Source organism: Paenibacillus rhizosphaerae, from assembly GCF_014192015.1.
Classification (GTDB): Bacteria; Bacillota; Bacilli; order Paenibacillales; family Paenibacillaceae; genus Paenibacillus_AQ; species Paenibacillus_AQ rhizosphaerae.
In genome coordinates this window covers 1,182,661-1,207,930 of record NZ_JACHXJ010000001.1, presented here as the reverse complement: position 1 = coordinate 1,207,930, position 25,270 = coordinate 1,182,661, and the positions used below count along the sequence as shown (strand labels likewise).

Here is a 25,270-nt window from a genome sequence, read left to right as displayed (position 1 = left end):
GATTCTAACCCCTTTTCTTTCGTTAATCTATTAGCAATCCCGCAGGCGGGACTGATAACCATGGATACACCCGGATTTCCCGGCTACTCCTTGATCGATCCGATCATGAAGCCTTTCACGAAGTACTTTTGCAGGAACGGGTACACGAAGACGATCGGCGCGGTGGTAACCACCATGGTAGCCAGCTTCAGCGATTGGCTTGTCACTGTCACCGCCATGCCGCTTGGCATGGACGCCAGCATCTGGTTGGAGCTCGACTGCGCGACGACGCGGTACAAATACGTCTGGATCGGCTGCAGGTTCGTGTCATTGATAAAGATCATCCCGGTAAAGTAATCGTTCCATTGGTACACCCCGTGAAAAAGGGCAATCGTCGCCACCACCGGCATGGACACCGGAATGATGACTTTATAGAAAATTTTAAAATCGTTCGCCCCGTCGATCTTCGCCGCTTCTTCTAGTCCCGGGGGAATCTCCCGAAAAAACGACAGGAAGATGATCAGGTCGAAGAAGCTGAACGCAGCAGGTAGGATATACACCAGAAAATTGTCCAGCAGATGCAGGTCGCGAATCAGCAGGTAGTACGGGATGAGGCCCCCGCCGAAGAACATCGTTACCGTGCCGATAAACATGTACAGCTTGCGCCCGACAAGCTCCTTTCTGGAAAAGGCATACGCCACCATCGCGGTAAAAAATACGTGCACCGGGGTACCGATCAGCGTCTTGGCCACCGTGACCCCCATGGCGGTCATGATGCCCTCGCTGCGGAATACGGCCTGGAAGCTGTCCAGGCTGAACTGCCGCGGCCACCAGTAAATGCCGCCCCGCATCGCATCCGCTCCGTCATTAAATGCGTTCACGATGACATACCAGATCGGGTACAGCGTGACGAAGCAGACGATCAGCATCAGCAGGGAGTTGAACATTTCAAAGATCGCGCTCGAAGCGCTTTGGCGTTTGAATGAATACACGAAGAGTCACCGCCGTCCCATCAGAATAAGGATGTATTGTTGAGCCGTTTCGTGATGCTGTTGGCTCCAAGCAGCAGCGCGAGCGCGATCACGTTTTTGATCAGTCCGACCGCCGCCGCGTAGGAGTAACGGCTCTCTGCCAGACCGACATTGTACACGTAGACGTCTATGACGTTGCTTGACGTTTCGTTCAGCGAGTTGCGCAGCACGAGAATTTGGTCGAAGTTCGAGTTCAGGATGCCGCTGACAGCCAGAATGAACAATATGGAAATCGTGCCTTTGATCGAAGGAAGCGTAATGTTCCACATTTTTTGCATCCGGCCCGCCCCGTCGATCGTAGCCGCTTCGTACAGTTCCGGAGACACGCTCGAAATCGCCGCCAGGTAAATGATCGCCGACCAGCCGATTTCCTTCCAGATGTCGGAAGTGACGACGATGGACCAGAAGTATTTGGGCTCGGCCAGATATGTAATAGGCTGATCGATCAATTGAAGCGCCATCAGCACCTTGTTGACGATGCCCACATCCGCCAGCCAGGTGGCGAGGATGCCGCCCAGAATGACCCAGGACAAAAAGTGAGGCAGGTAGGAAATCGTCTGAATCCACTTTTTGAACACGATGGAACGGATTTCATTCAGCAGGAGTGCGAACAGGATGGGCAGCGGAAACCCGATCACCAGCTTCAGGATGCTCATCCCTAGCGTATTTTTGATCACGTATCCGAGACTGTCGTCCTCCAGGAATTCCTTGAAATGATCCAATCCGACCCACGGAGCCGAAGAGATCGAGTGAATAATGTCGAACTCTTTAAAAGCAATGATGACCCCGTACATCGGGATATAGTTGAAAACAATCATCCAGGCGACGCCTAGCAGAGCCATCATCTGCAGATAGCGCTGGCCCACGATTTTCCGCCAGAGCTTCCTCTCTTTCGCCTTCTCGGCGGCAGGTTCCCACTCGGCTTCGATACCGGCCCTTGCGTTCATGTTCTGGAAAGCACCTCGTTTCTGAAATCTCCTATGTAAGCCCTTTCAGGTACTAATTATAGGTGGCGGTCCTTATGAAAAATAGTCTTCAAATTTTAGTTAAGGTTTCTAAATTTCAGGTGGCTTCCTGTGATGAAGACAGAAAAAAAAGCCCCGGAACCGACAGAAGGTGTCGGAACCGAGGCTTCTAAAACGTTAGTTTCTAATTAAAACATTGCAAGTTTCATCCCATTTATTTGGCAACGTTGGACAACACGTCATCGATGATTTGCGTATTGGCGATCGTACCCGAGTACAGCCAGCTGGAATGATCGTTGAATTCAAACACATGGCCTTCCTTGACGGCTGGGATACTGGCCCATACCGGATCCTTCAGCAGCTCATCCTTCGATACGCCGCGGCTGTTCACGATAAACAGATAATCGGCGTCCATTTGCGCGAATTTTTCCATCGAAACCTGGTTCCAGCTCGCCGTGCCGGTTTTGGACAGCTCTTCTACCAATTTAGGCTTCGCCAGTCCCAGATCATCATAAAGCACCGAACCGCTGGACAGATGGTCGCTTGACACGTAGATGTCCTTACCCGTCACCCAAAGTGCCGCTGCCGTATGCGTTCCGACGGACTTCTGAAGCTGCTCCTTGGCGTCCGCCGCTTTTATATCATAAGCTTGAACGGCTTCCTCAGCTTCCTTGCTCTTACCGAGCACTTCGCCGACCGCCTTCAATTCTTCGCGCCAGTTGTTAGTCTTTTCTTTGCCTACGACGTAGGTCGGAGCGATCTTCGAGTACTGCTCGTACTTGTCGTCCGTCGCCATGTCCGCACTGCTCAGAATGATCAGATCCGGCGTAAAGCTCAAAACCGCCTCATAAGGCAGGTCGTAAGAAATTTCAGGAATTCCGTTCAGCTGGTCCTGCAAATAATACTGCACGGATCCCTTGCCGACCGACCACTGGGCCACCGGTTTGACACCAAGTGTCAGCAGGTGGTCCTCCAAATAGGAAGCGATGATCCGCTGCGGATTCGCAGGCACTTTCACTTCATGACCAAGCGCGTCCGTCAGCACGCGTTCCTGCTTGGTATCCGCGGTGCTGTTACCTCCTGCCGCTGCCCCCGAATCCGTTGTATTAGAATTGCCGGCTTTATCGCCGCAGGCGCTGGCCAATACGGTAAAGCTCATCAGCACCGCGAGCAACAGTGATCCTTTAAGTTTGAATTTCATGATTGTATGTCCCCTCCACTGGTTCATCTATATAGAATGAACTAAAGAAATGCAAAACTTTAGTTCATTCTATCTAGGCTAGAGTCTTATTTTTTTACGAAAACCTATATGTACATCCATGATCCATCCGGTTTTACGTGAAAGATATCTCTTTAGGTATCATAAGTGATAATGAATCTCATTATCAAGTGTTTTTTTCGTGACAGTGACCCGTCTTTGGGTATACTTGGTATTAAATAACCCACAGGAGCGAGAAATATGAGAAGAAGAGGTGCCGTATCTTTAGGTTTTGCCCGGGTCTGCTGGACTGCGTTTAGCGTCCTCATGACAACCCCCAACCTCACTTTCGGATTTGGGCGACTGATTCGTTTCGACCCTTTCGATCTTCTGCTCATAGACGCCACACTGTCTTTTCTTTGGAAAGCTACCACTCTCTCCTTTGGAAGTTCCAAGTCAGCGCAGGTCTCATTTATAGAGGCGAATCAAATTCATCAAACCAAGCAGCGTCCCCATGCCTAAGGCAAGAAGGACCCACAGCACGTCTCTGAAAGCAGTAACGTACCCGTTATGTTCAGCCAGCGTATAAAACACGCCGCCCAGCACTGCTATCCCCAATGCTTGGGAAATTTGGGTCATCGTTGTCAAGATTCCCGAGGCAGCTCCTGAATCTTGCTGACGGATCCGAAAAAGTATCGTCTGCAGCAGCGGGGGAGCAATGACTCCCTGGCCTGATCCTGCTAGGAAACATAAGCAGATACAGCACCGTTTTGCTTAAATGCTCTCCCGATTCATATAACAAGCCGATCAGCGCAAGATCGCTGACAAGGATCAGGACCGCACCCCAATATACGTTTTTTTCGGAAAAAACGCTGACCCCCAAGAGTGGAGTATTCGCTGACCGAGTTCGGTCAGAGAATCAGACCGGTCATCATGCAGATCACGGAATGGGGCAGCTTTTATAAAAAAGCGATGGGCGGCGGCCACCTAGAACAATCCAACTCCAACTAGGCAACATTAAGATAACCACCCTTTATACTAAAATACTTTATCCGAGCACAAAAAAAAGGAGGGATTTCCCCTCCTCTTCAATCGTTGATCAATACCGCAAACGCCTCATATGGCCGCAGCCGCATCGCTTCGGACGGAACGGTATCGGGATAGACAGATACTACTTTCTGTCCACCTGTTATCCCGTCAACCCGGAATACCGCTTCCTCCTTGTTCATATTCGCTACGATCAGCAGCCGATGATGGTCCATGCTTCGTTTGAAAGCAAATATACCGGAATCCCCCACATCAACCAATTCAAATTCTCCGCACTCCAGCAGCTGGTGAATGACGGGGTCTTGGGCAAACCGCCCCAACTCTTGGTAAAAGCCGTCTGCTTCTTCGTTACCGCGAGTCTCAGGGCCCCTCCGGCCCTGCATCAACTGAACGGTCAACGCCATGCATTTGGCGGGCTCCATATTCCACTGTTGTTCCATCGACATTCCGCTGTGCCGCCACAGCGGAATTCACCTCCATCATGATGTTTCCTGAACGCCCGCTGCCGAAGGGGACTGAGAACGGCGCTTTGTCCATGTAATCGACAGCACCGCGGACCCCAATGCGAGCAGGACGAAAATGACGCCAACCCAGGCATTGTAATATACCGACGATCCTTCGATCACCATGCCCCCAATCGCCGAGCCCAGCGCGATACCGATATGGGATGCCGAGCTGTTCAAACTCTGCTGGATGTCCGGTGTTTCCGGCGCCGCTTTGATCAGATAGCTCTGCATCGAAGGAGAGATCGACCAGCTGAGCATGCTCCAAATGATCATCACGATCAGGCAGACATACACCGAAACCGTAGATACCGGCATTAGAAGCATGGCCACGGCAAACACGCTGACAATGGTCAGAATGCTTTTCTCAGGTCCAAACCGGTCGGTGACCCAGCCCCCTGCCCCGCCGCCCAAAACAGCCGCGATACCAAAAATAAAATAAAACAGGCTGAGCATGGACGGACTCAGGTGCAGCGTTTCCTGCAAAAACGGCGTCAGATAAGCATATAAAGTCAGATGACCGGTCAGCATCCATATCGTTATCAGCTGGCCAAAAATGATTTTGCCGTTTTTCAAGGAAGCCAGCTGCCTGCGCAGCGGCACGGTCTCACTGGGAGGCGTCTTGGTAATAAATATCTGCACCGCAATGAACGAAATAACGGCCAGAATGGAGATCATGACAAACGGAGCGCGCCACCCAAAAGCGTTGCCCAGCATCATGCCAACCGGTACGCCCAGTACGAGGGAACCGCTGACCCCCATAAAGATAACGCCGATCGCCCGGGCCCTGTACGCCGGTTCCGCCATCTGGGATGCCATCGTAATCGACAGCACGGTGATGAGCGCCGCGCTGGCCGCAGACAAAATTCTCGCGATGACCATCATCGTAAAATTCGGGCTGACGACCGAAAGCACATTGCCGGCGATGAAGACCAGCAGGGCGCATTGGTACAGCATTTTACGTTCGACCCTCGAAGCTGCCGCTAGCAGTACGGGACCCGATACGGCGAATATCACAGAATACAAAGTGATCAGCTGACCGGCCGTGCTCACCGAAATATGAAGATCCGATGATACGAGATCCAGCATCCCTCCGACGATCAGCTCCACCATTCCGGTCACGAAGCAGGCGATCGCTAAAATATAAATTTTAAAATTCATGCAGCATGTAACTCCCCTCTGTAAAAATCTCTCTGTCCATTTTTCCTATGGGTTACTACTGAAATGGTAACCTAATTCAATATGAGGATCAACCCCTATTTTTTGCATAAAAAAAAACGGGTGGATCCGGGTCCACCCGTTTGGCGCAAGCGTACTTAATATTTCAACTGAAGCAATTCCGTCATAATCTCCTCGTCGTTCAGCAAAATATCATTGTATTTGCCCGTTATTTTCGCCAGGAGCAAATCGTGATGGAAATAGTCCGTAAACACGCGCACAAACGGCTGCGACTGGGTCTTGATCGCCTGCCACGAATCATTCTCCACGCCGGCGAATACGACCTCGCGGTCGTCTACGATCAGCAGCCTGAACCGCTCTAGCATGACATGCTGCTCGCTTGGCTTCATCGGGACGATCTGGGCCAGGCCATCAGGCGTATCGCCAATTACGACGCCTTCCACTTTGACGCCATCTTGCTGCTTCTCCAGCAGAATAGGCAGATACTTGTGAAAATCGTCCTCCCATGCCGAAAACCGAATCGAGCGTTCTGCATTCTCCATCATCTGCTTTAACTGGGAGCCGATTGAGGAGTCTGCCTTCAAGCTCCAGACTTGGTCGTCGATGACCGCCTTCTGGACCTTATGCTGCTCCAGCTCCTGAATGTCCGACTGAAACTCTGACGTTAATTTCTCGATCACGAGTGGAAGCGGCAATGCGGTATACAGCTTCTTTTTTTCCGAAACGGATTCCAGCACCATTCCCTTCTCCACCATCCGGGAGATTACTTCGTATATCTTCGCCTTGGGCACGCCGGAATGCTTCACGATCATCGTGGCGTCCATCGGCTGCTCCGCCGACGCCAACGCCTCGTAAACCTTGCTCTCATATTGTGAAAATCCGAATTTATGTAACATGACTCTTCTCCCCCGCTCTCCTTGCTGCTTGGTCGGTGCAATCTTCAGCTTTGTTCCGGAGTCGTAAGCAGGAAGCCTCTTACTGTTTCGTCAAACCGCACCGGCTCCTCCACGTGAGGCGCATGCCCGGAATGGAGGAACTCCACGAATCGGGCTCCCTTGAAGGCATCCGCGATTTCCCTGACGCACTCCGGCGGATTCAGACCGTCATATCTCCCGTGATGATCAGCGTCTCCGCCGTAATCCGGTCATGATCGGGACGGAAATCAAACCCTTCGAGCGCCCGGTTGGAGGCCGCGTTCTCCTCCTCCGCCAAGCTCGTTCCTCCCTATTGAACATGCCGCATCCACTTTTCGACCAAAGAGAGATTGTGAAACATGAACCGGCTTACATGCTGCACCTTTGCCTGGGTGTCCATGCCTTTGAGTTCCTCGGCATGCTCGCTGAATAATCGGGCCATCGACGAGGTTCTGCCGTTCGACTTGGGAGTGACAAGTACCAGCTTCTCCACCCGCTCCGGAGCGGTAATGGCGACTCCTTGCGCAACATAGCTTCCCATCGATCCGCCCACTAGGAATACCTTGTCCAGTTTCAGGAGATCCATCACTGCGATGACGTCCCTGACATGATCCGAGAGACTGTATTCTGCCGGCTTATCCGACAGTCCGTGCCCTCTGGCATTGATGGCGATTACACGAAAATCAGTACTAAACTAGTGAATGACAGATTCCATTGAGTGAACGGCCAGACCAAGTCCATGCAATACGATCAGCGGGAGGCCGCTTCCTTCATCGACATAATGGAGCTTGATCCCGTTAACGCAAGCTTCCATCCTTTCCCCTCCCCAACCGGAATGAGCTTATTTTACCATTCTCAGCAGGGAAGGCAAAGCAGCTTTCTAACCATGCTCCCCTTCCTCTTCATGGACAGTTTGCGATTCAAACAGATGCGCCTCGTGATAATTGACATCCAGCCTTAAATTGTTGGCCAGCGCCCGGCTGATTTCACCCGTCTCGAACAGCCTTTGAATTTCGTTACGCTCCGACTGAATGGCCTTGAGTTCGAGCTCCCGGCGGACGGCCTCCATCTCTTCCGCCCGTTCCTCATGTGCAGGATCCTGCGCCAGATGCAGCTCCATCCCCCGGTAATCGGCAATAATCATGGCGATGGTATCCCGGTTGCCTGCTGTCTCCAGCCCCTTTACCCGCTCAATCGCAGCCCGGATCGCTTCCAGCTTCAGCGCCTTATACGCATTCCACTTCGGATGTTCAGGCGTCATGCGGGCTTTTTTGCGTTTACCGCCTTGAAACAGCCGCGAAATGGCCGACCATCCGACGATCATCAGCTTCTTCACCTTGAGCCGGGTGGACAGCAGCAGCTCGACCCGCGATATCGTGGCCTTGAACCGATCCGCAAGTTTTGGCGATATTCGCTCCTCTTCCAGCCATCGATCCGCGGTATCCTTCTCCGCCTCAAGCGCCTCCAGCCGAATTTCAACTGCCTCTCTCCATAATCGGTTCATTTCCGCCCGATCCCGGAATCTGCACATCTGCAGCCTGCGGGAATACGCAGCGATCAGCTCGATAGCCTGCTGCCGGTTTTCATCGTTTTTCTCCTCTTTGACCGTTCGGAGACCTGCCTCAATCACACGAATGCGCGCTTGTCTCTCGGCATCCTCTGCAAGCGCGGGATCCACCTGGGGACTGCGGGTCAGGATGGGCAGCAAAACGCTGGCAGTGATCAGGGTCAGCAGAATGACACCTGAACAGATAAAGAGAATCAAGTCCCGCTCGGGAAAAGGACTGTTGTCGGCCAGTGTCAATGGAATGGAGAAAGCCGCCGACAGCGTCAGGGCCCCCCGGACCCCAGACAGCGCTGTCAGCAGGGCGGACCGGAATTGGCGGTTGGCTGCCCATACCCATAAGAAACGAAGGGCGATCAATACCGCTGTAATGAGCAGGATATAGGTGATCACCTGGCCGTTGTTGTATGCCTCGTCTTTCCAGACGGTCCGGATGACGCCGGGAATTTCGAGTCCAAGCAGCAAAAACACGAGACCGTTCAAGGAGAACAGGATGACCGACCACGTGCTGTCGGAAACGATGCGCAGGCGCGCCGAACCCGCCCTCATCCGGTCACGTTCGATTGCATGGGTTACGCCGGCCGCAACGACGGCCAAAATACCGGAAAGGTGGAATTCCTCGGCAATCCAATAGATCAGGAACGGTGTCAGAATAATAATCAGCATATGTAACGTGACGTCCTCCATCCCTAGCCTGCGCAGCAGCATGCGGAGCCAAATGGCCAGGAAGCCGAGCAGTGCTCCGACCACAATCCCACCGACCGCGATCACGATAAAGCTTCCAATCGCCCGCGGCAGGGAAAAATGGCCGGTGACGGTAGCGGCAATGGCAAAATTAAAAGCAACCAGGCCCGAAGCATCGTTCATCAGCGCCTCACCTTCGAGCAGGCGCATGATGCGCCCCGGGAGCTTCACCCGGCCGGACAGCGAGCTGACGGCCACCGCATCGGTCGGAGACAGAATGGCTGCCAGCGCAAAAGCCGCAGACAGCGGGATGGCCGGAATGAGCCAGTGAATGAACGGCCCTGCAATCAGCACGGTGGCAAATACGAGGCCGAGGGCGAGCAGCAGGATGAACGACCGCAGCTGCCACAGCTCGTCGCGCGGTGTCATTTTTCCATCATTAAAGAGCAGCGGTGCGATGAAGAGAAGCAGGAACAATTCCGGATTCAGCGGCACATGATGCATGCCGGGAATGAACGTGACCGCGACGCCCAGCGCAATCTGGATCAGTGGAACCGGGACCGCCGGAATAAAGTGATTGATAATGTTCGATATGCCGATCAGAATAAGAAGAACGATGACCAACAATAACAATTCCATAGGTGTTTTCCTGCCCTCTTTCTGCCAAATGTCGATATGGCTAACATGCCCGGAAGAGGGATAATTCATGAGTCGATGTAAGCCATCCAATAGAGGTAAACCATAATAGCAAAGCCGGCTGTATGACACAGCCGGCTGCCTGTCTATTACGTATGCGGTTAAGCTTCGAATCTAGCTGTTACGGCGAGGGAAAAGGAATGCTCTGCGCGGTCCGAATCTGCTGCAAATCGACGCGCAATTGTTCCTGCACACTGAAAGGATGATACAGCCCCTTGGCGATCGCGTATTTGGTGATCTTCTCATGCGTATCGATCGCCTGTTCCAAATGCTGCTCCAGGATGCCCTTGATTTCCGGGGTGACGCATTCCGTAACCGCCATCGCCAAATTCCGGACGCCGCTCTTGGCGGTAACCAGAAAGTCCATGGCGATCACGTCGTCGGTCAATTTGTTCATGCCGGTCATGTATTCCAGTACGGGATTCATTGCAGCGTCTCCTTTCCTTTGGTCAGGACTGCAGCAAGCTCGGCCAGCTGATCGGATGACATCGCGGCATCCTGCTGGAGAATGAGCTTGAGTTCGGGGTCCGTAACCAGCGCCTGCATCGTTTTGGACTTCGTCATGCAGACCGTCTTGAAGGCGGCAATCTCATGCACCTCCAGCAATTCATGCATGGCATACGTTGGATTCATCAAGAACTTCACTCCCTTGTGTTGTCAAGCGTTCTACGGCTTTAAAATGACTTTGATGCAGTGATCCGTTTTCGTATCGAACATTTCGTAGCCGCGTTTCGCTTCGCTGAGCGGGATGACATGCGTAATGATGTCGGCCACGTCAACTTTGCCGGTCGCCACCAATTCATACATATAAGGCATATAGTGGATGACCGGAGCTTGTCCGGCGCGGAGGTTCACATTGCGCTGCATGATGTCCCCGAGCGGGAACCCGTTGTAGCGGCCGCCGTACACGCCCGTAATCTGAATGGTCCCGCCCTTGCGAACCGCCTGGGAAGCTATAACCAGGGCGCTCATGGTGCCGCCTTGCAGCTTCAAGCCACTCGCCAGAAACTCAAGGTCGCTCATCTTGCCGTCCATGCCCACCGCGTCAATCACCACGTCGGCTCCGCCCTTGGTGATTTCCTTCAGGTATGCGCCAACATTGTCGTGCTGCTCGAAATTGACGGTCTCTGCGTTATTGTTCCTCTTCGCATGTTCCAGCCGATAATCCACATAGTCCACGGCGATGACCCGCTTCGCCCCTTTGAGCCAGCAGAACTTTTGCGCCAGCAGTCCAACCGGTCCGCACCCGAGTACCACGACGGTATCGCCCTGCTTGACGCCGGCATTGTCTACGCTCCAATAGGCGGTGGGCATCACATCGGCGATTAATGCCAGGCTTTCATCCGGCCGCTCGCTGTTTTCCGGAATTTTGAAGTGCGTAAAATTGGCGAACGGAACCCGCAAATACTCGGCTTGCCCGCCCGGATAACCGCCGGTGTTTCCGGAGTAGCCGAAATACGCGCCCATGTCTCCATTATCGTTCGAATTGTCGCATTGGCTCTCCAGATGATTTTTGCAGTAAAAGCATTCACCACAGGCAATCGTAAAGGGGATAATGACCCGGTCGCCTTTCTTCAGCTTGGTGACTTCGGGCCCCACTTCCTCCACAATACCCATCGGTTCATGACCGATGATGTAATCCTCGTGCAGATTGGGGATCATGCCGTGGATCAGATGGAGGTCAGAGCCGCAAATCGCGGTGCTGGTCAGCTTGACGATCATGTCGTCCGGCTTTTGGATTTTCGGATCGGGCACGTCCTTGACGACGACGTTTTTGATACCTTGATACGTCACGGCCTTCATCATGCCCGGCTTTCCTCCATATGCTCATCGGGCGTCCGGTCGAACATCCCTTTGCGCGAAGTATCTGCGGGGAACAGGTTCATCCCGGCAATCATAGCCGTGTTTTTGGCGGACAGCTGGTCCAGCTGGTACTGCTCATGCAGCTCATACGGGTGAAACCATTTCTTGCGGATCATCAACTCGGTGATTTCCTGATGGAGGGCAATCCCCTGCTTCAGCTGCTTTTTCAGCAGTTCCCTCGCTTCTGCCGATACGGTTTCGGTCAGGGCAACCGCGGTATTGCGGACCCCCTCCTTCGCCCTTATCAAAAAGTCCACGGCAAACGTCATATCGGCCATCTCCGGCATGTTGAGCGAATTGATCGGATCCAGATCATCGTTGTTCATCAGAGTATCACCTTCAATTTAGGATAGGGGCAGGCTTGCTTTCCGGAACCGGAGCCTGAAACGGAGCTCTTCCGTAAACCGCTTTCAGCTCGTTGATAGCCTGCGTGGATTGTTCAACGTCTTTTTGCATAAGTGCCTTCAGTTCCTTGTCGAAAACCACACCCTGCATCAGCTTCGATTTGGCAACGCAGAGCGTTTTAAAATTCAGCACTTCATGAAGATCGATCGATTCATGGGGTGCGAGCGGAAAATCCTTCACGTCTGACCTGTACCTCCTTTATTTAACGATGTCTGCAAAGATAGGTTATCCCCCTGCTTATGGCTTGATTCAGTCTCAGCGGCACTCCCGGGACCATAAAATTTGCCTGCCGGCGCTACGCACAAAAAAGAAGCCTCTGAGAGAGGCTTCTATAGTTAATGGAATGTATCGGCTGGAATTTATTCTATTTCACTTATTATGAACATATTGCAGAGCGCACTTTAGATGGTGATCCACGATCCCCTGGGCAAACGGCCGGTCGGGAAAGCCGCGGTGAAGCAGTTTTAAACCGCCTCCGATCAAGGATATATGGTGGTGCAGGCGATAGAAGGCCATCCGGTCAGGATCAAGATGGTCCTGACGAAAATACCGGTAATACTCCCCAAACCGAAATTCCAGAAAGCTGTGCTCATGCTCAATGTCAAAATAGGTTACGCCTTCAATATCGATCAGATACGGCTCCAGATTCGGATTCACCAAAATGTGGTCCGGCCCAAGCTCGCCATGAATCAAGCCGTAAGATGTCCTTGGGTGAATCCGCGATGAAAATTCCTGAAGAACGGACATAAGCCCTTCTTTAGCGGCCGCTATCTCAGGCAAATAAGAGGCGGCATACGCGATCTGTCTGACGGCATTGTCCCCCAGCTCCTGCTGGCAGGACTTCCGGGGAGGCTTGTTTTGACCAGGCCGCCCGTGTACATCTCTCACGCAGTCGTGCATCCTGGCAGCCATCTCCCCGATTCGCCGAAACAATCGCTGCTTATCCGTTGTATCCGGCTGTGCAAAATAGTCTTCTGCTTTGCTGCCATCAATACGTTCGACAAGCGCATAATCAAACGCATATTCCCGGTGCTCCTGGTTAAGGTCATACAACTCAGGCGTGGGAATGCCCAACTGGGTTAATATTCGGTTGTTCTCGTCAAACAAGTCGGCTCCATAGGACCGCATATCATGATCCGAATCTTCGATTTCTTCCCGAAAGTAATTCATGGATAAGTCCCAAACGTACAGCATGCAGGAGAAACCGTTCAGAAAATCGAGTTGATAGACGACCTTCTGGGCCCCTCCGTTCAGCCGCGTAATCCGTGAGATGGCGTAACCCGATCCGAATACCCGATTGGCATAATCCGTTAAATCCGACTCGGAAATATGACATACCATTTCCATTTCTGCTTTCCCCGTTTCTATCATTTGGATTGCCGGCATCACCAACTATACCCAAGTCCCTGCCGAAAATATAGACTGTTTCTTTCGGTTCTGTTATGATGTTGAATAAGGTCTGGTTACAAACGGTCGTAAGCAAAAAGAGCTGTCCCGGAAGGTTAATGAACCCTGGGAACAGCTCCTTTTTTGTTGCACGGGTTTATCGGATCACCGTACCGAATGTAATTTTCATGCTCGGCGCATGGGCAAACGCAATCGACGGCGTATACACCTGGGATAACAGATCCTCGGCGATATAGAGCCGCTTTGCTTCCTCAGGCGTTAGCCCCCTCTCACTCAGCGTCTGAATAAAGTCTTCCTCCTGCCCCGGGCATTCAAACTGCAGGTTGCTGAACAAAGCCCTCGTCTCCTCGGAATCCTGAGCCGGGTCGTAATAGTTCACCCTGTCGCTGATTCTGCTCTCGATCCGGCGCAGCCCCAACTGCGAAAAGTAAACCGGCAGCTTCATGCCGATGTTGGCGTCCTTCCCGGTCCGCAGAGCATCCTGTTCATGCAGCTTCTGCAGGGGGCCAAGCGGCATGACTTCCGTAGATAAAACATCCGCAAAATAATAGCTCGACATGGACGCACAGCCGTGAGGCTCGTAACAAATGACCGTTCCTCCGTCCTTCACACTTTCGGCCATCTTAGCCAGCAGCTGCAGAGGATCGGATCTATGCATAAGCACTGCGTGCGATACGGCGACATCAAAGGCGCGGCCCAGTTCAGCCTCCTCCAGCTCCGCCTGAATGAATTCGGCCTTCCAGGGCAGGTGTGCGAACAGCTCCTTGGCTGTGTCAATTTGCCTTGCTCCCGGATCGATCCCCGTATAGGTTGAGCCTTCCGGCAAGTGCGGAAGCATCGTCAAGCCCAACTGCCCGAATCCGCAGCCGAAATCGACGATCCGAACCGGAGTTTCCCATTTCCAAACCGATTTGACCAAAAACGCGATGTAGTCGTCATTATAATAAAGATTCATTCTCCGGCGCAAATACCCCATCTTCTCATCCCAATCATAAGACTCCACTGTTTCACACTCCCCGATTGCACTGGTCATCCATACGGATACACAGTCAACAATAGTGGATATCCCCGGAAAAGTATAGCTTTAAATGGAGTCTGCGGGATATTTTTATGAGGCTTTGTCCGAACTCTGCTCGAGCGTCCTTCTCCCGGTAGACGACCCGTAGCAATGGCTAATGCTGTAAAAAGTCACAAAGCCCTGCAGATCAGGACATATCCTGAATATGCCGGGTTTTGCACGGTTCATGCTCTTTGTAACGTTTACAAAAGATTTACTGCGAGCACCGGTACGCCGATGCCAAGCACCCACAAGAGCGGAATGGAATTCACGATAACCGCCGCCCTCTTTCTTTTCTTGTAGAACACCCAGGCCATAATGGCACAGGCAATGGTGACGAGCGGGTAAACGCCGATCACGGATACCATGGCGATGGCCGCTCCGCTGATTCCGTTGTCAAACCCCATAAACGAAATTCCCCAAATCAACAGCCACGGAACAAAACATAACACATAGATGATCTGGCTGATGACAAAATACGTCCGCATGACACTCCCCCTGGTTTTCGTTCGTGCCGGATCTTTCCGGCATCCCTCCACACCGAAATCATCCGGCGGGCTATGAGGTCATTTATACCATAAAATCTGTTTTCTCCATAGGAGAAAAAAAATCATGATCATTTCCAAGGCGACACGGAAATTCGACATTGTTTTCAGGGCCTATCCGATATAATGGCAGTAGATAAGGGCTTGCTGAATTTTACTTTTTTCCCTAGGAGCATAAACATGATCGTAAAACAGACAAGACACGTCTTGATTCCTTCCTTAACTACATTTATCATGTTATCTTCCCTTCTGTTGGGCAAAGCCGACAGCATCTTTCTGCTATTTCTCTCTGGAGCGATGCTGACGGCGGTTATGATTTTCTCCACCGAGTCCAGCAGCCGTTCCTTGCTTCTCCAATCTGTAAGCCTCGCCTTCTTCCATTGGAGTTCCCAGCTCAATTGGACGCAAATTATTTATTTTATATTGATTATTATGGAAACCCGGAATACGAGAAACTTGAAGTATACGCTGTCGCTGGCTTTTGCTTATTCCATGATGTATACCGTCATCCGGTTAAGCTACCTTCCTTGGGACCGCTACAACCTCTTGGTTTCGGTCTACGATCTGGTTAGTCTGGTATTAATCGTCCTTGGAATGCGTTATCTCGTCACGACCGAAATCGAAAGAAAGCGTCTTTTGAGGCGAAACCAATTTCTTGCATCGCATGACCCGCTGACCGGTTTTTTGAATTACGATGGTTATGTCAGTGCCGTCAACGAACTGGTTGAGGCAAAAAAGTCGCCATTTGTGCTGATCCTGCTGGACTTTCAGGACTTCAAAAGCCTTAATAAGGAAAGCATCCGCGGCGGCAACGAAATTTTGACGAGAATATCGCTCATCATCCGGACTTATTTCTCGAGCGCCTTCGCGATCTCCCGTTATGCCGGGGACCGGTTCGCGATGGTCATCCCGGATACCGATGGAAGTCTTGGACAAGCCCAGGATATTCTTGAATCAGGCAAGCTCGGCTATGAGGTGACCTACAGCACGGCGCGGTTTCCCCGGGAAAGCACAACCTCGCATGATATTATCATGCTGGCTGAAGACCGGCTGTTTCAGAAAAAGAGGATGCTGTGGCTGAAGCGGGAGGAAGAAATGTTCCGAAGCGAAAAGCTGAAAATCGTCGGCGAGCTTGCCGCGGGCATGGCCCATGAAATCCGGAATCCGCTCACGACGCTGAAAGGCTTCATCCACCTGTCCAAATCGCAGTCGTACAATATCGGGCCTTGGGTCGACATCATCACCAACGAGATCACCCGCATGAACGAACTGACGGCGGAGTTTCTGCAGTTTTCCAAACCGCATCTTGGCAACATCCGCCCCGAGCCCATCTCGCATTGCGTGGAAAGAGCAAGAAATTTAACCGAGTCGCAGGTGACTTCCAGAGGGCACAGCATCAGCATGGAGAATGTCGGCGATTCCGTCATGGTTGAAATGGAACGGGATAAAATCGTACAAGTGCTGATTAATCTGGTGCGCAATGCCATTGAGGCGATGGAACAGCCGGGTCATATCCATATTCAGGTGCAGCAAACGGATTCGGCTGTCACTATTGACGTGTCTGATACGGGAAAAGGTATCCCCGAAGACCTGCTACCGAAAATCTTCGATCCGTTCTATACGACCAAGGAAGAAGGAACCGGCCTCGGCCTATCCATCTGCCATAAGATCATTCAGGACCACAACGGCACGCTCACCGTCAAAAGCATGGAATCCGAAGGATCCGTCTTCACGATAACGTTGCCGGTATTGACCGAAGGAGCTTAATCGTCGATCCGTGCTATCGAAACGATTCTAAAGGTCCGATCATTATGATGATTCGAACTACGAAAGCCGCCAGGCACTATTGCCTGGCGGCTTTGTTCATTCGTGGTGGCGTGAATCCGCTCCGCTAACCCTTGACCGAGCCGATCATGACGCCTTTTTCAAAGTACTTTTGAATAAATGGATACACCATCAGAATTGGCAGCGTGGATACGATGATCACGGCATACTTGACCTGATCCGCATACTGCTGCGCATACCCTCCGGCGGCTCCGCCGGACCCCGCCCCGGATGAAAACACCTGGTTGGATAGCAGGATGTCTCGCAGCACGATTTGCAGCGGCTGGAGCGAATTGCTCTGAATATAAATGAGTCCGGTAAAGAAATCGTTCCAATGCGCCACTAAATAATACAGGGCGATGACGGACACAACCGCCTTGGACAGCGGAAGCGCGATTTTCACAAAAAAAGTGAAGTGGCTGCAGCCGTCCATGGAAGCTGCTTCATGCAGCTCTTTCGGAATGGAATGCTCGAAAAACGACCTTGCGATAATTAAATTGTACACATTGACGGAAAACGGGATGATAAACACCCACATCGAATTGGTCAGGTGCAGCTGCTTCATCAGCAGATAGGTTGGGATCAGGCCGCCGTTAAAGAACAAGGTGACCACGAAGGCAAACATGATAAAACGGCGGGCGCGAAACTCTTTCCGCGACAAGACATAGGCGGCCGGCAGCGTAAACAGCAGGTTCACCGCCGTACCCAGCACCGTGTAAATGATCGTGTTTTTGTATCCGGTCCAAATGCGGGCATCCTTGAAAATTTCCTGATAGCCAAAAAAGCTGATATGTTTGGGATACAGCGTCACCTGGCCGGTCGACACCAGCGATTGATCGCTGACGGATGCAATGACGACGAAGTACAGCGGATAGGCTACGATCAGAAAAATCAGCACGCACAGGGCGGCGACCATCACTTGAAACAGAACATCCCCCGTACTCCGGCGCTTACGATGTGTAAGTATCAATGCTTCATGCTCCTTTCGGAATCGCCGCCTTTTACCACAGACTGATGTCCGAGAACCGCTTGGCGATCATGTTCATGATGAATAGGAAGATAAAATTGATGACGGTATTAAACAAGCCGATGGCGGCCGAATAGCTGAACTGGCTGCTGATAATACCGATTTTGTACACATAGGTGGCAATGACTTCGGAAACTGGCAGGTTCAGCGGATTCTGCATCAGAAATACTTTCTCGAAGCCCGTTCCAAGGACACTGCCCATGCTGAGTACGAATAATATAATGATTGTCGGCACCAGGGCGGGGATATCGACATACCGGATCGTCTGCCAGCGGCTTGCTCCGTCCATCTTTGCGGAGTCGTACAGCTGCGGATCCACGGTGGACAAAGCGGCCAAATAGATAATGCTGTTCCATCCGCCGTGCTGCCAAATTTCCGACAGGACGTATACGGGCACGAACGTCTTGGTCGACCCCAGCAGGTTGACATCCCCGAGGCCAAACCACTGCAGGAGGTGCCCGATAATTCCCGAATTCGGCGAGAGCAGCACGCTCAGCAGACCGACCATGACGACGGTCGAGATAAAATGCGGCAAATACACGGTCGTTTGGAGCGTCTTCTTGGCCCGCTTCAACCTGACCTGATTGATGAGTAAGGCCAGAATGATCGGGGCGGGGAAGCTGAGCACAATCGTGGCGACACTGATGACCACCGTATTTTTCATCAGATCAACAAACATGTAATTTTCAAAGAACTGCCGGAAGTAGAACAGCCCCCTCCACTCTCCGCCGGTCAGCCCCTTCGTGAAGCTATAGTCCCTGAAAGCCAGCTGAATGCCGTACATCGGGATGTAGTTGAATATAAAAATCACGACAATCGCGGGGAAAATCATGATCCACAGCTGATGGTCCCGCCTGAACGTATTCAGAACGGTCTGCTTGCGTGCTTTCGGCAAAGCAGCGGCCTTCTTGTATTTGGGGCCGGATCGCGAAATCATACCAGATTACCTCCTTGTAACAGCAGTGCTGCCGTGCTTTTGTTATCCGGCCCGGATGCAGGAAGGCAGCACCAGGCCGGGGATCGCATTACAGCTTGCTTTTATAGTCGTCGTAGTATTTCTGCATAATTTCGATATTTTTCAACAGACCTGTCTTTTTGCAATTTTCCACGTAGGCATCCCACTCCTTATCCACGCCGCCTTTGGTGATCCACTGCGACCATTTGGCCAAGGCCATCGGCACAAACGCCGTATTGGCGAGAGCCATCGTACTGTTGTCCGCCGCGCTGTATTTAATAAACAGGTTCGGGAAAACATCATTGTCCTTATCGATCGAGTTCAGCACCTTCTGCATCGGCTCGGTTTGCTTGCCGACCGACTGCATGTCTGTTCCCAGGGTCAGCTTCAGCGAGTCGGCAATATACATCGGCCCGTTATCGGCCCAGGTGGAAGTCCATTTCCAGGTTCCCGGATCCATGGCCTGATCCTGCGGCGGCAGTACGGCAAACGATCCGTCCCCGTTGTCCTTGATGTTCGTGCCGAGCGAACCGAAGAGCACCTGCATGCTGACCTCGGGGTTGTACAGTTCGTTGATAAACTTCATCGCGGCTTCCTTATGCTTGGAAGCGGCAGACATTTGAACGGTGTTTACACCGTAATTCAGGGTGTTGTAATCGTAGGACCACGACTGCTGAACGGTGGAATCCGCCGTAAATTTCAGCGGCGCCATCGCCGTATACTGCGGACTTACCGCGTTGCCGAAACGGTCGGTGACTTCCCAGCCCCATGTAAAGCCGACGGAAGCCGTGTTCCCTTTGCCCCTTGCCACTGATTGGTACTTGGTATAATCCTGGGTGAATACTTCAGGATTAATCAGCCCGGCGCTGAAGCATTTGTTCAAAAACTTGACCAACTCCTTGTAACGGTCGTCGATAAAGAAGTTTTTGACTTGGCCGTCCTCCACGAAATATCCGCTGCCGCTGCCGTCGGACAATGTAATCCCTTCGCTGCCCAGCAGCACGGTCGGCATAAAGTAGCCGAATGCGACGGTTCCCGTCGGAGCGAAGTCCATCGGGATCTCATCGTTCGGATCTCCGTTTCCGTTGGCATCCTTGTCTTTGAACGCCTTCAGCACGTCGAACAGCTCATCCCATGTCATGGGCATCTGGAGCCCCAGCCGGTCCAGCCAGTCCTTGTTGATAAACTGCCGGGTCGCCGTATCGGGCCAGAACCGCTGATACTTCGGCAGACCGTAAATTTTACCGTCCTGCTGCGTGGCAATAATCTTCGTTTCGGGCTTGGCGTCGAACATTGCCTTAACATTCGGGGCATATTGGTCGATCATCCCGGACAGGTCTTGGAACAACCCCGGAAACTGGGCGAAATCCGAATCGGTAATGGAGTTCACGCCAACGATCAAATCCGGGATATCCTCGCTGGCCAGCATGGCTCCCTTCTTCTGATCCCAGTCGGCGGACACCTCCTGCCATTCAATATCTACCCCTGCCTTCTCCTCCGCATCCTGAAGCCATTTCATGTTTTCGAACTTTTGTGTGAGCGGATGCTTTGTCATAATCGCTTTCAGCTTTACTTTGCCCCCTTGCGCGGTCGGTTCCTCCGGCTCATTGCCGCCGCTGCTGCAGCCCGCCAGCAATGACGTTCCGAGCGCAAGCGCAAGCACGGATGCGAGTATTTTTTTCATCCTTCATCCTCCCCTTGAGTTTTATGAATCCGTTTACACAAGCTTATACTCAATCCTAAGGGGGCAAAATAGTTCAACGATCGAATTTGTGTCAAAAGGTTTGTACTTGCTAATGGTGCCGTTTGATGCGATGTGTTAATTTAAGGTTCTAGCGACCCTTCATTGGGTGGAAAAAGGTTAGAAATGGTGGTGAAACTTTAGATGGATGCCTATCAGCTCCGCGTCGAGCATCCGGTCCATATGGAGCTTACCGGCAAGTTCGTTGCTCCCTCTGCGGATTGGATTCATTTAAGCCGTTACTTGATGGATTATGAGCTCATTGTGATGACGCATGGAACGTTGTACATTTCGGGAGACGACGAGACCTACGAGGTCTCCCAGGGAGAGTATCTGCTGCTTCCCCCGTTCACGCGCCAGAAAGGAGCCAAGCCGTCGGATTGCAGCTTTTATTGGCTGCACTTTTCCTCTTCGCAGAACCTTCCCAAGCTGGACCTCTCCCGCTATACCCATGTTCACGAGAACGGACGGATCGTCATTCCTCAATGCGGCACCCTGCGCAATCCCGAAAAAATCGTCGTCATGATGAAGCAGCTGCAGGATTCGGTGCGCGGCTACAACGAACAGACCTTAAATGACTACATGTCTACCGTCATCCTCTGTGAGCTCTACAACCAGCTGTTCTTTGAGAAGAACAACCCCGGCAAATCTTTTAAGCAAACCCAGCTGTACAACGATATTCTGGACTACATCAAATGGAGCCGCCACGAGAACATCAAGGTCTCCCAAATCGCCTCGCATTTCGGCTACAATGAAAAGTACCTGTCCCACCTGTTTACAACCGTCTCGGGGATCTCGCTGAAACAGTATATTTTGCAGCAGAAAATGGAGCTGGCCAAGTACCTGCTGACCGATACGAACCAGAATGTAAGCGAGATTTCCAATCAACTGGGTTACAGCGACCCGCATCACTTTATGAAATCCTTCAAAAAAATCGTGGGGTTGACTCCGACGGAATTCCGCAACGCGTACTCGAAGCGGCTGCTATTTTATGAATGATACATGGCGGATTGTTTCCAACATTTGGTACTTCAGGGTACAATGGAATATATGAGGAGGAATGATGATGAAACGGATGCCTTTCACACGACCCACCGAGCATTCCGATGAACGCCTGCGCCCTCTCGACAGACAAATCTGCCAGCTGCTGCAGCAGCGCAAAGAGATGTCGGATGGAAATCCGGGATACCCGCCTTTCGCGTACATTGACCAATGGTCGGCCGAAACGGGGCTTTATGAGGACTTTCTAAAATATTTCTTTGGTGCCATCCGATCCGACGAATATTTTAAACCGATAGTCGAGCCCGCCGGTTTTATCAAGCATGTTCCGGTAGTAGTATCGCAGGAGCATGATGGTTATTTTTTCACACTGACTGCGGTTCGGCAATACGCCAATGCCAGCGTCGTGACGCTGTATGTGGATTGGGATACAGCTATACCGGAAAGCATGACCGACATGTCCAACTTCGCGTTAGATATGGGAGAGCCTTATGATTGCCGGATGGACCGGGGCGTAAGCGGCTCCGGAAATGCAACTTTTAACTATGTGGTATCGCCGGCTTTACCGGACAAGCTCTCCGGTCTCGAATTCGTGTTCAGGGAGGAAATCGGATCTCCCTTCGGCGGCGAGCCGACCGGGAAGGAAGTCCGCTTCTGCATAGAGGAATAATCAGCCGGGTAAATGACAGATTGTACAACGGTATCCAGTACCCAGTGACCGAAAGTCGTCCGTTTGCGTACTTTAGGCAAAGCAGTGCAATCAAATCCGCCGCAGAATGAAAATCAGGCAGAGAGCTTATATAGACTCTTCTGCCTGAATTGATACAAGGACTATGGGCTTATTAGGAATTGCTTAAAGGACAACTCATCCCTTCTGATTCAAGTTCATACTTGAGCCATACCACCATCTACGAACAATTCGACGCCGTTCATATTGGCCAATTCCTGATGAGTAAGGGGAATATCGATTTTTCGGTATCCATTTTCTTCAGTGCTGAATCGCGTCCTTTTGAAAGCTTATATGTATTTGAACTTGTTACTAATGGTTCAATTTCACGGATAATTTGTGCCGGAAGCGATTCAAATCTTGATTTGCGGCAAAAATGTTGTTATGTTATCCATCCCCTCATCATCTAACATTATGCTCCTCCTTCCATGTTGCGAACGACAACCGCTCCACTCTCCGCGATAATCGTTCCTCGTGTAATACCTATAGCGGAGTGTTACATTCATCATAAACCACCATAATTTCCGCTTCTATAATCCAGATTACAAAGCTCTTCGTATAGAATCCAGCCGTCGCGCTTCATCGTACAATCCGTCAAATAAAAAAACAAACCGCCTTCCGGAGAAAGCGGTTTGTGGCTTCTATAATTCATACATCCGACCCTGTCCGCCTTCCGGACCGATGCCGAACGAGAACCGTCAGACTATGACTTCAGAGCGTTCAGGGCCGCATCCGTCACGTGGATAAACCTTTCGCCCCGGGCGATCACGTGAATGCGCATTTCGGGAAAATGGTCATAGACATAGTCCACGAAATATCCCGGATGCTCGGCATTTCCCGCAAAAATGTCATAATGCATCGGGATCGTCATCCCAATCCCGACGGTCTTCGCCAGCTCGGCCGCTTCCCGGTAGTCCATATTGCCGATAATACCGCGGCTGTTCCGGAATGCGTCGCGGCCATTAATCGGGAGAAGTCCGAGGTCGATGGACTCACCCTGAAGCCGGTCCGTCAACCCTTCGTAAATGACCGTATCTCCGGAATGGTAGACTGTAACGCCGTTTAGTCTGATCAGATACCCGACGTAACGATGATAGCCCTGCTCATCGGTTTCGAGCTCTTCATGTGCAGCCGCGATGGGGCGTATAATTACTTCTTCGCCGATATCCTTCTCCGTATCGGCAATCATAAAGCGCTCGGGGGCAACGCCCTGCTTCAATATGTCCTCCCGGCAGAATACCGGAGCCATATAGACGGTCTGCGGGTTGGCCCAGGACATCGCCGCAATCGCCTCCAGGTCCATATGGTCCGAATGCTCGTGGGTAATCAGGCAGTAATCGGCATTCGTTATATGCTCCGGACCGATCGGCGCCGGGTAGGTACGAGCCGGATTACGGCTGACATACGGATCGATGTAAATGACCGTCTCCCCTCCCTTAATGATAAAGCTGGCTTGTCCAAGAGGCCATACCGCGACCATGCCGTACGGCACAAAGGTCTCCTCGATTTCCTGAATCAGGAGCTGGCCTTGCTTCTGTGGCTGTGACTGGCTCATGCCTTCCTCTCCCTTCCGTTACTTTTTCGATCATACTTATCGTTACATGGAGATCCCAATTAAGCTGCGGATCTCGCTCCACCTCATCCAGGTATCTTTTAACCACCCGTTCACTTGGGCTAAACGCCTCTGGATCTCTCTCTGAAAAACACCGCTTTCACAGCAAACCGGGGTAAAATCAGTTGTCTGCGCCATCTCGAAGGTTGGGAAATCAACCGGTACAGCCATTCGAGATTGAGACGCTGCCAGGCTGCGGGCGCCCGCTTCACTTTACCGCCGATGATATCCAGGCTGCCGCCGACACCGATAGCAATTTTGGCCTGCAGCTTGTCCTTATGGCTATGTATCCACTTCTCTGCCCGGGGTGCTCCCAAAGCCACGATGAGAAAATCCGGCGCGGCAGCAGCAATCTCCTGCACGATTCGCGGCTCATCTTCCGGCGTAAAGAAACCGTGATGTCTGCCGCGTATGGCGACGCCCGGATACTGTTTTTGGATGTTGATGACCGCCTCTCTGCTCGTTTCCTCGTCCGCACCCAGAAAGTAAAACGACCATCCTTTCCGGTCGCCTTCCTCAAGCAGCTTTAACAGCAGATCGCAGCCCGTCACCCGCTCCGGCAGGCTGCCGCCCCGTACACGGGAGACCATGACGATCCCGATGCCGTCAGCAGTGACCAAACCTGCCTCATCGACAATTTGGCGCAGCTGCGCGTCCTTTTGGCAGGACATGACGATCTCCGGGTTGCCGGTAACCACGTGAAAGAGCCGCTGCTCCTTTCGCTCCACCACGTCTTGAAGAAGCTGCACGCTCTGCTCCATCGTCAGTTTCGGGAAAGGAATCCCCATAATGGGCACATGTTGATTCATCTTTCGACCACCTCTCCGTCATCGTCGTAAACGGAATATACAAGCACCTCTTTATTCCATTTGACGATTTGTTTCTCCAGCGTCATTCCGATCCGTTCGGCTACCCGAGCGGATGGTTGATTGCTGGCATCGGGAAGCGAAACGATTTTGCGAAGCTTCATTTGCTCAAATCCGTAGTGCTTGCAAGCCCTTGCTGCCTCAGTCGCATAACCGTTCCCCCATACGCGCCTTGCAAACAGATAGCCGATCTCCATTTCGCGAATCCCTTCCACAATCTGTGGAACGATGCCACACTGTCCCAGAAAATCACCGTTGATTCGGTTCTCCACGATCCATAAGCCGACACCGCATTCCTCATAATTTCGCAGCGTCCATTCAATCCATTCCAGCGTTTCTTGGTCGTCTTTGGTGGAGGGATAGTACTTCATGGCGACGGGGTCCGCAAAAATTTGCTGCAGCAGATGAGCATCATCTCGTCCCATTTGCCTCAGGATCAACCGGTCCGTACTCAGAACGACATCCTTCATCCAGGACCATCC

27 protein-coding genes are annotated in these 25,270 nt (G+C 51.9%); 4 read left to right on the top strand and 23 right to left on the bottom strand.

Going from position 1 to position 25,270, the window contains the following annotated elements:
* Positions 1-83: 83 nt before the first annotated feature.
* The 4 genes from FHS19_RS05280 to FHS19_RS05265 form a co-directional block, all read right to left on the bottom strand.
* Positions 84-926, bottom strand: a complete 843-nt coding sequence (locus FHS19_RS05280; RefSeq protein ID WP_221223875.1) for a carbohydrate ABC transporter permease — start codon at positions 924-926, stop codon at positions 84-86.
* Between the two features lie 65 nt (positions 927-991).
* Positions 992-1,957 carry an ABC transporter permease gene (locus FHS19_RS05275; RefSeq protein WP_183579601.1) on the bottom strand — a complete coding sequence of 322 codons (966 nt, stop codon included), beginning with the start codon at positions 1,955-1,957 and terminating at the stop codon, positions 992-994.
* Positions 1,958-2,189: 232 nt separating this feature from the next.
* A complete protein-coding gene (locus FHS19_RS05270; protein ID WP_183579598.1) occupies positions 2,190-3,176 on the bottom strand; it encodes an iron-hydroxamate ABC transporter substrate-binding protein in 987 nt (328 codons plus the stop codon).
* Positions 3,177-3,641: 465 nt separating this feature from the next.
* Positions 3,642-3,821, bottom strand: coding sequence for a hypothetical protein (locus FHS19_RS05265; RefSeq protein ID WP_183579595.1), 180 nt, complete (start codon positions 3,819-3,821; stop codon positions 3,642-3,644).
* A gap of 237 nt (positions 3,822-4,058) precedes the next feature.
* On the opposite strand from FHS19_RS05265, the gene FHS19_RS05260 reads away from it, so the two are divergent.
* A complete protein-coding gene (locus tag FHS19_RS05260) occupies positions 4,059-4,184 on the top strand; it encodes a winged helix-turn-helix transcriptional regulator (RefSeq protein WP_183579592.1) in 126 nt (41 codons plus the stop codon).
* A gap of 77 nt (positions 4,185-4,261) precedes the next feature.
* On the opposite strand, the gene FHS19_RS05255 is transcribed toward FHS19_RS05260, so the two are convergent.
* The 13 genes from FHS19_RS05255 to FHS19_RS05195 all read right to left on the bottom strand — a co-directional run bounded on the left by FHS19_RS05255 (position 4,262) and on the right by FHS19_RS05195 (position 14,980).
* Positions 4,262-4,666 carry a hypothetical protein gene (locus FHS19_RS05255; protein ID WP_183579589.1) on the bottom strand — a complete coding sequence of 135 codons (405 nt, stop codon included), beginning with the start codon at positions 4,664-4,666 and terminating at the stop codon, positions 4,262-4,264.
* Between the two features lie 33 nt (positions 4,667-4,699).
* A complete protein-coding gene (locus tag FHS19_RS05250) occupies positions 4,700-5,884 on the bottom strand; it encodes an MFS transporter (RefSeq protein WP_183579585.1) in 1,185 nt (394 codons plus the stop codon).
* A 155-nt stretch (positions 5,885-6,039) separates the two neighbouring features.
* Positions 6,040-6,798, bottom strand: a complete 759-nt coding sequence (locus FHS19_RS05245; protein ID WP_183579582.1) for a TrmB family transcriptional regulator — start codon at positions 6,796-6,798, stop codon at positions 6,040-6,042.
* A gap of 328 nt (positions 6,799-7,126) precedes the next feature.
* Positions 7,127-7,462 carry an alpha/beta fold hydrolase gene (locus tag FHS19_RS05240; RefSeq protein WP_221223873.1) on the bottom strand — a complete coding sequence of 112 codons (336 nt, stop codon included), beginning with the start codon at positions 7,460-7,462 and terminating at the stop codon, positions 7,127-7,129.
* Positions 7,463-7,696: 234 nt separating this feature from the next.
* Positions 7,697-9,703, bottom strand: coding sequence for a Na+/H+ antiporter (locus FHS19_RS05235; protein ID WP_183579578.1), 2,007 nt, complete (start codon positions 9,701-9,703; stop codon positions 7,697-7,699).
* A gap of 178 nt (positions 9,704-9,881) precedes the next feature.
* Entirely contained in the window at positions 9,882-10,187 is a 306-nt protein-coding gene (locus FHS19_RS05230; RefSeq protein WP_183579575.1) for a spore coat protein, read from the bottom strand.
* Complete coding sequence (locus tag FHS19_RS05225) at positions 10,184-10,393, bottom strand: hypothetical protein (RefSeq protein ID WP_183579572.1); 210 nt, start codon at positions 10,391-10,393, stop codon at positions 10,184-10,186. Before FHS19_RS05225 ends, FHS19_RS05230 begins: the two co-directional genes overlap by 4 nt.
* Before the next feature lie 33 nt (positions 10,394-10,426).
* Positions 10,427-11,563, bottom strand: coding sequence for a zinc-dependent alcohol dehydrogenase (locus FHS19_RS05220; RefSeq protein ID WP_183581452.1), 1,137 nt, complete (start codon positions 11,561-11,563; stop codon positions 10,427-10,429).
* A complete protein-coding gene (locus FHS19_RS05215; protein WP_183579569.1) occupies positions 11,563-11,949 on the bottom strand; it encodes a spore coat protein in 387 nt (128 codons plus the stop codon). Before FHS19_RS05215 ends, FHS19_RS05220 begins: the two co-directional genes overlap by 1 nt.
* A gap of 13 nt (positions 11,950-11,962) precedes the next feature.
* On the bottom strand, positions 11,963-12,208 hold the full coding sequence (locus tag FHS19_RS05210; protein ID WP_183579566.1) for a spore gernimation protein GerQ: 246 nt from the start codon (positions 12,206-12,208) through the stop codon (positions 11,963-11,965).
* A 189-nt stretch (positions 12,209-12,397) separates the two neighbouring features.
* On the bottom strand, positions 12,398-13,375 hold the full coding sequence (locus FHS19_RS05205; protein ID WP_183579562.1) for a phosphotransferase family protein: 978 nt from the start codon (positions 13,373-13,375) through the stop codon (positions 12,398-12,400).
* Between the two features lie 196 nt (positions 13,376-13,571).
* Complete coding sequence (locus tag FHS19_RS05200; protein WP_183579559.1) at positions 13,572-14,438, bottom strand: class I SAM-dependent methyltransferase; 867 nt, start codon at positions 14,436-14,438, stop codon at positions 13,572-13,574.
* 257 nt (positions 14,439-14,695) lie between these two features.
* A complete protein-coding gene (locus FHS19_RS05195; RefSeq protein WP_183579556.1) occupies positions 14,696-14,980 on the bottom strand; it encodes a hypothetical protein in 285 nt (94 codons plus the stop codon).
* A gap of 237 nt (positions 14,981-15,217) precedes the next feature.
* Here FHS19_RS05195 and FHS19_RS05190 point away from each other — a divergent pair, with 237 nt between their 5' ends.
* Positions 15,218-16,804 carry an ATP-binding protein gene (locus FHS19_RS05190; protein ID WP_183579553.1) on the top strand — a complete coding sequence of 529 codons (1,587 nt, stop codon included), beginning with the start codon at positions 15,218-15,220 and terminating at the stop codon, positions 16,802-16,804.
* A 124-nt stretch (positions 16,805-16,928) separates the two neighbouring features.
* Here the strand turns inward: FHS19_RS05190 and FHS19_RS05185 are convergent, their stop codons facing one another.
* The 3 genes from FHS19_RS05185 to FHS19_RS05175 form a co-directional block, all read right to left on the bottom strand.
* Complete coding sequence (locus FHS19_RS05185) at positions 16,929-17,777, bottom strand: carbohydrate ABC transporter permease (protein WP_183581451.1); 849 nt, start codon at positions 17,775-17,777, stop codon at positions 16,929-16,931.
* 85 nt (positions 17,778-17,862) lie between these two features.
* Positions 17,863-18,720 (bottom strand): ABC transporter permease, encoded by an 858-nt coding sequence (locus FHS19_RS05180; RefSeq protein ID WP_376771836.1) that lies wholly within the window; start codon positions 18,718-18,720, stop codon positions 17,863-17,865.
* Positions 18,721-18,913: 193 nt separating this feature from the next.
* A complete protein-coding gene (locus FHS19_RS05175) occupies positions 18,914-20,527 on the bottom strand; it encodes an extracellular solute-binding protein (RefSeq protein WP_183579536.1) in 1,614 nt (537 codons plus the stop codon).
* A gap of 201 nt (positions 20,528-20,728) precedes the next feature.
* Here FHS19_RS05175 and FHS19_RS05170 point away from each other — a divergent pair, with 201 nt between their 5' ends.
* Both FHS19_RS05170 and FHS19_RS05165 read left to right on the top strand, forming a co-directional pair.
* Positions 20,729-21,583, top strand: a complete 855-nt coding sequence (locus tag FHS19_RS05170) for an AraC family transcriptional regulator (RefSeq protein ID WP_183579533.1) — start codon at positions 20,729-20,731, stop codon at positions 21,581-21,583.
* Between the two features lie 61 nt (positions 21,584-21,644).
* Entirely contained in the window at positions 21,645-22,253 is a 609-nt protein-coding gene (locus FHS19_RS05165; RefSeq protein WP_246426422.1) for a hypothetical protein, read from the top strand.
* A 760-nt stretch (positions 22,254-23,013) separates the two neighbouring features.
* Here FHS19_RS05165 and FHS19_RS05160 read toward each other — a convergent pair.
* The 3 genes from FHS19_RS05160 to FHS19_RS05150 all read right to left on the bottom strand — a co-directional run bounded on the left by FHS19_RS05160 (position 23,014) and on the right by FHS19_RS05150 (position 25,258).
* Entirely contained in the window at positions 23,014-23,865 is an 852-nt protein-coding gene (locus FHS19_RS05160) for an MBL fold metallo-hydrolase (RefSeq protein ID WP_183579530.1), read from the bottom strand.
* Positions 23,866-23,984: 119 nt separating this feature from the next.
* Positions 23,985-24,731 (bottom strand): WecB/TagA/CpsF family glycosyltransferase, encoded by a 747-nt coding sequence (locus FHS19_RS05155; protein ID WP_183579527.1) that lies wholly within the window; start codon positions 24,729-24,731, stop codon positions 23,985-23,987.
* Positions 24,728-25,258 (bottom strand): GNAT family N-acetyltransferase, encoded by a 531-nt coding sequence (locus FHS19_RS05150; RefSeq protein WP_183579525.1) that lies wholly within the window; start codon positions 25,256-25,258, stop codon positions 24,728-24,730. The genes FHS19_RS05155 and FHS19_RS05150 overlap by 4 nt, the downstream gene beginning before the upstream one ends.
* Positions 25,259-25,270: the final 12 nt, after the last annotated feature.

Coding starts and splice junctions, on each gene's coding strand:
- FHS19_RS05205 (WP_183579562.1), bottom strand. CDS start 13,375: ATGGAAATGGTATGTCATATTTCCGAGTCGGATTTAACGGATTATGCC.
- FHS19_RS05250 (WP_183579585.1), bottom strand. CDS start 5,884: ATGAATTTTAAAATTTATATTTTAGCGATCGCCTGCTTCGTGACCGGA.
- FHS19_RS05150 (WP_183579525.1), bottom strand. CDS start 25,258: ATGAAGGATGTCGTTCTGAGTACGGACCGGTTGATCCTGAGGCAAATG.
- FHS19_RS05175 (WP_183579536.1), bottom strand. CDS start 20,527: ATGAAAAAAATACTCGCATCCGTGCTTGCGCTTGCGCTCGGAACGTCA.
- FHS19_RS05235 (WP_183579578.1), bottom strand. CDS start 9,703: ATGGAATTGTTATTGTTGGTCATCGTTCTTCTTATTCTGATCGGCATA.
- FHS19_RS05225 (WP_183579572.1), bottom strand. CDS start 10,393: ATGAATCCAACGTATGCCATGCATGAATTGCTGGAGGTGCATGAGATT.
- FHS19_RS05230 (WP_183579575.1), bottom strand. CDS start 10,187: ATGAATCCCGTACTGGAATACATGACCGGCATGAACAAATTGACCGAC.
- FHS19_RS05220 (WP_183581452.1), bottom strand. CDS start 11,563: ATGAAGGCCGTGACGTATCAAGGTATCAAAAACGTCGTCGTCAAGGAC.
- FHS19_RS05195 (WP_183579556.1), bottom strand. CDS start 14,980: ATGCGGACGTATTTTGTCATCAGCCAGATCATCTATGTGTTATGTTTT.
- FHS19_RS05215 (WP_183579569.1), bottom strand. CDS start 11,949: ATGAACAACGATGATCTGGATCCGATCAATTCGCTCAACATGCCGGAG.
- FHS19_RS05170 (WP_183579533.1), top strand. CDS start 20,729: ATGGATGCCTATCAGCTCCGCGTCGAGCATCCGGTCCATATGGAGCTT.
- FHS19_RS05185 (WP_183581451.1), bottom strand. CDS start 17,777: ATGGTCGCCGCCCTGTGCGTGCTGATTTTTCTGATCGTAGCCTATCCG.
- FHS19_RS05280 (WP_221223875.1), bottom strand. CDS start 926: ATGTTCAACTCCCTGCTGATGCTGATCGTCTGCTTCGTCACGCTGTAC.
- FHS19_RS05270 (WP_183579598.1), bottom strand. CDS start 3,176: ATGAAATTCAAACTTAAAGGATCACTGTTGCTCGCGGTGCTGATGAGC.
- FHS19_RS05155 (WP_183579527.1), bottom strand. CDS start 24,731: ATGAATCAACATGTGCCCATTATGGGGATTCCTTTCCCGAAACTGACG.
- FHS19_RS05190 (WP_183579553.1), top strand. CDS start 15,218: ATGATCGTAAAACAGACAAGACACGTCTTGATTCCTTCCTTAACTACA.
- FHS19_RS05160 (WP_183579530.1), bottom strand. CDS start 23,865: ATGAGCCAGTCACAGCCACAGAAGCAAGGCCAGCTCCTGATTCAGGAA.
- FHS19_RS05275 (WP_183579601.1), bottom strand. CDS start 1,957: ATGAACGCAAGGGCCGGTATCGAAGCCGAGTGGGAACCTGCCGCCGAG.
- FHS19_RS05255 (WP_183579589.1), bottom strand. CDS start 4,666: ATGTCGATGGAACAACAGTGGAATATGGAGCCCGCCAAATGCATGGCG.
- FHS19_RS05180 (WP_376771836.1), bottom strand. CDS start 18,720: ATGATTTTCCCCGCGATTGTCGTGATTTTTATATTCAACTACATCCCG.
- FHS19_RS05245 (WP_183579582.1), bottom strand. CDS start 6,798: ATGTTACATAAATTCGGATTTTCACAATATGAGAGCAAGGTTTACGAG.
- FHS19_RS05165 (WP_246426422.1), top strand. CDS start 21,645: ATGATGATGAAACGGATGCCTTTCACACGACCCACCGAGCATTCCGAT.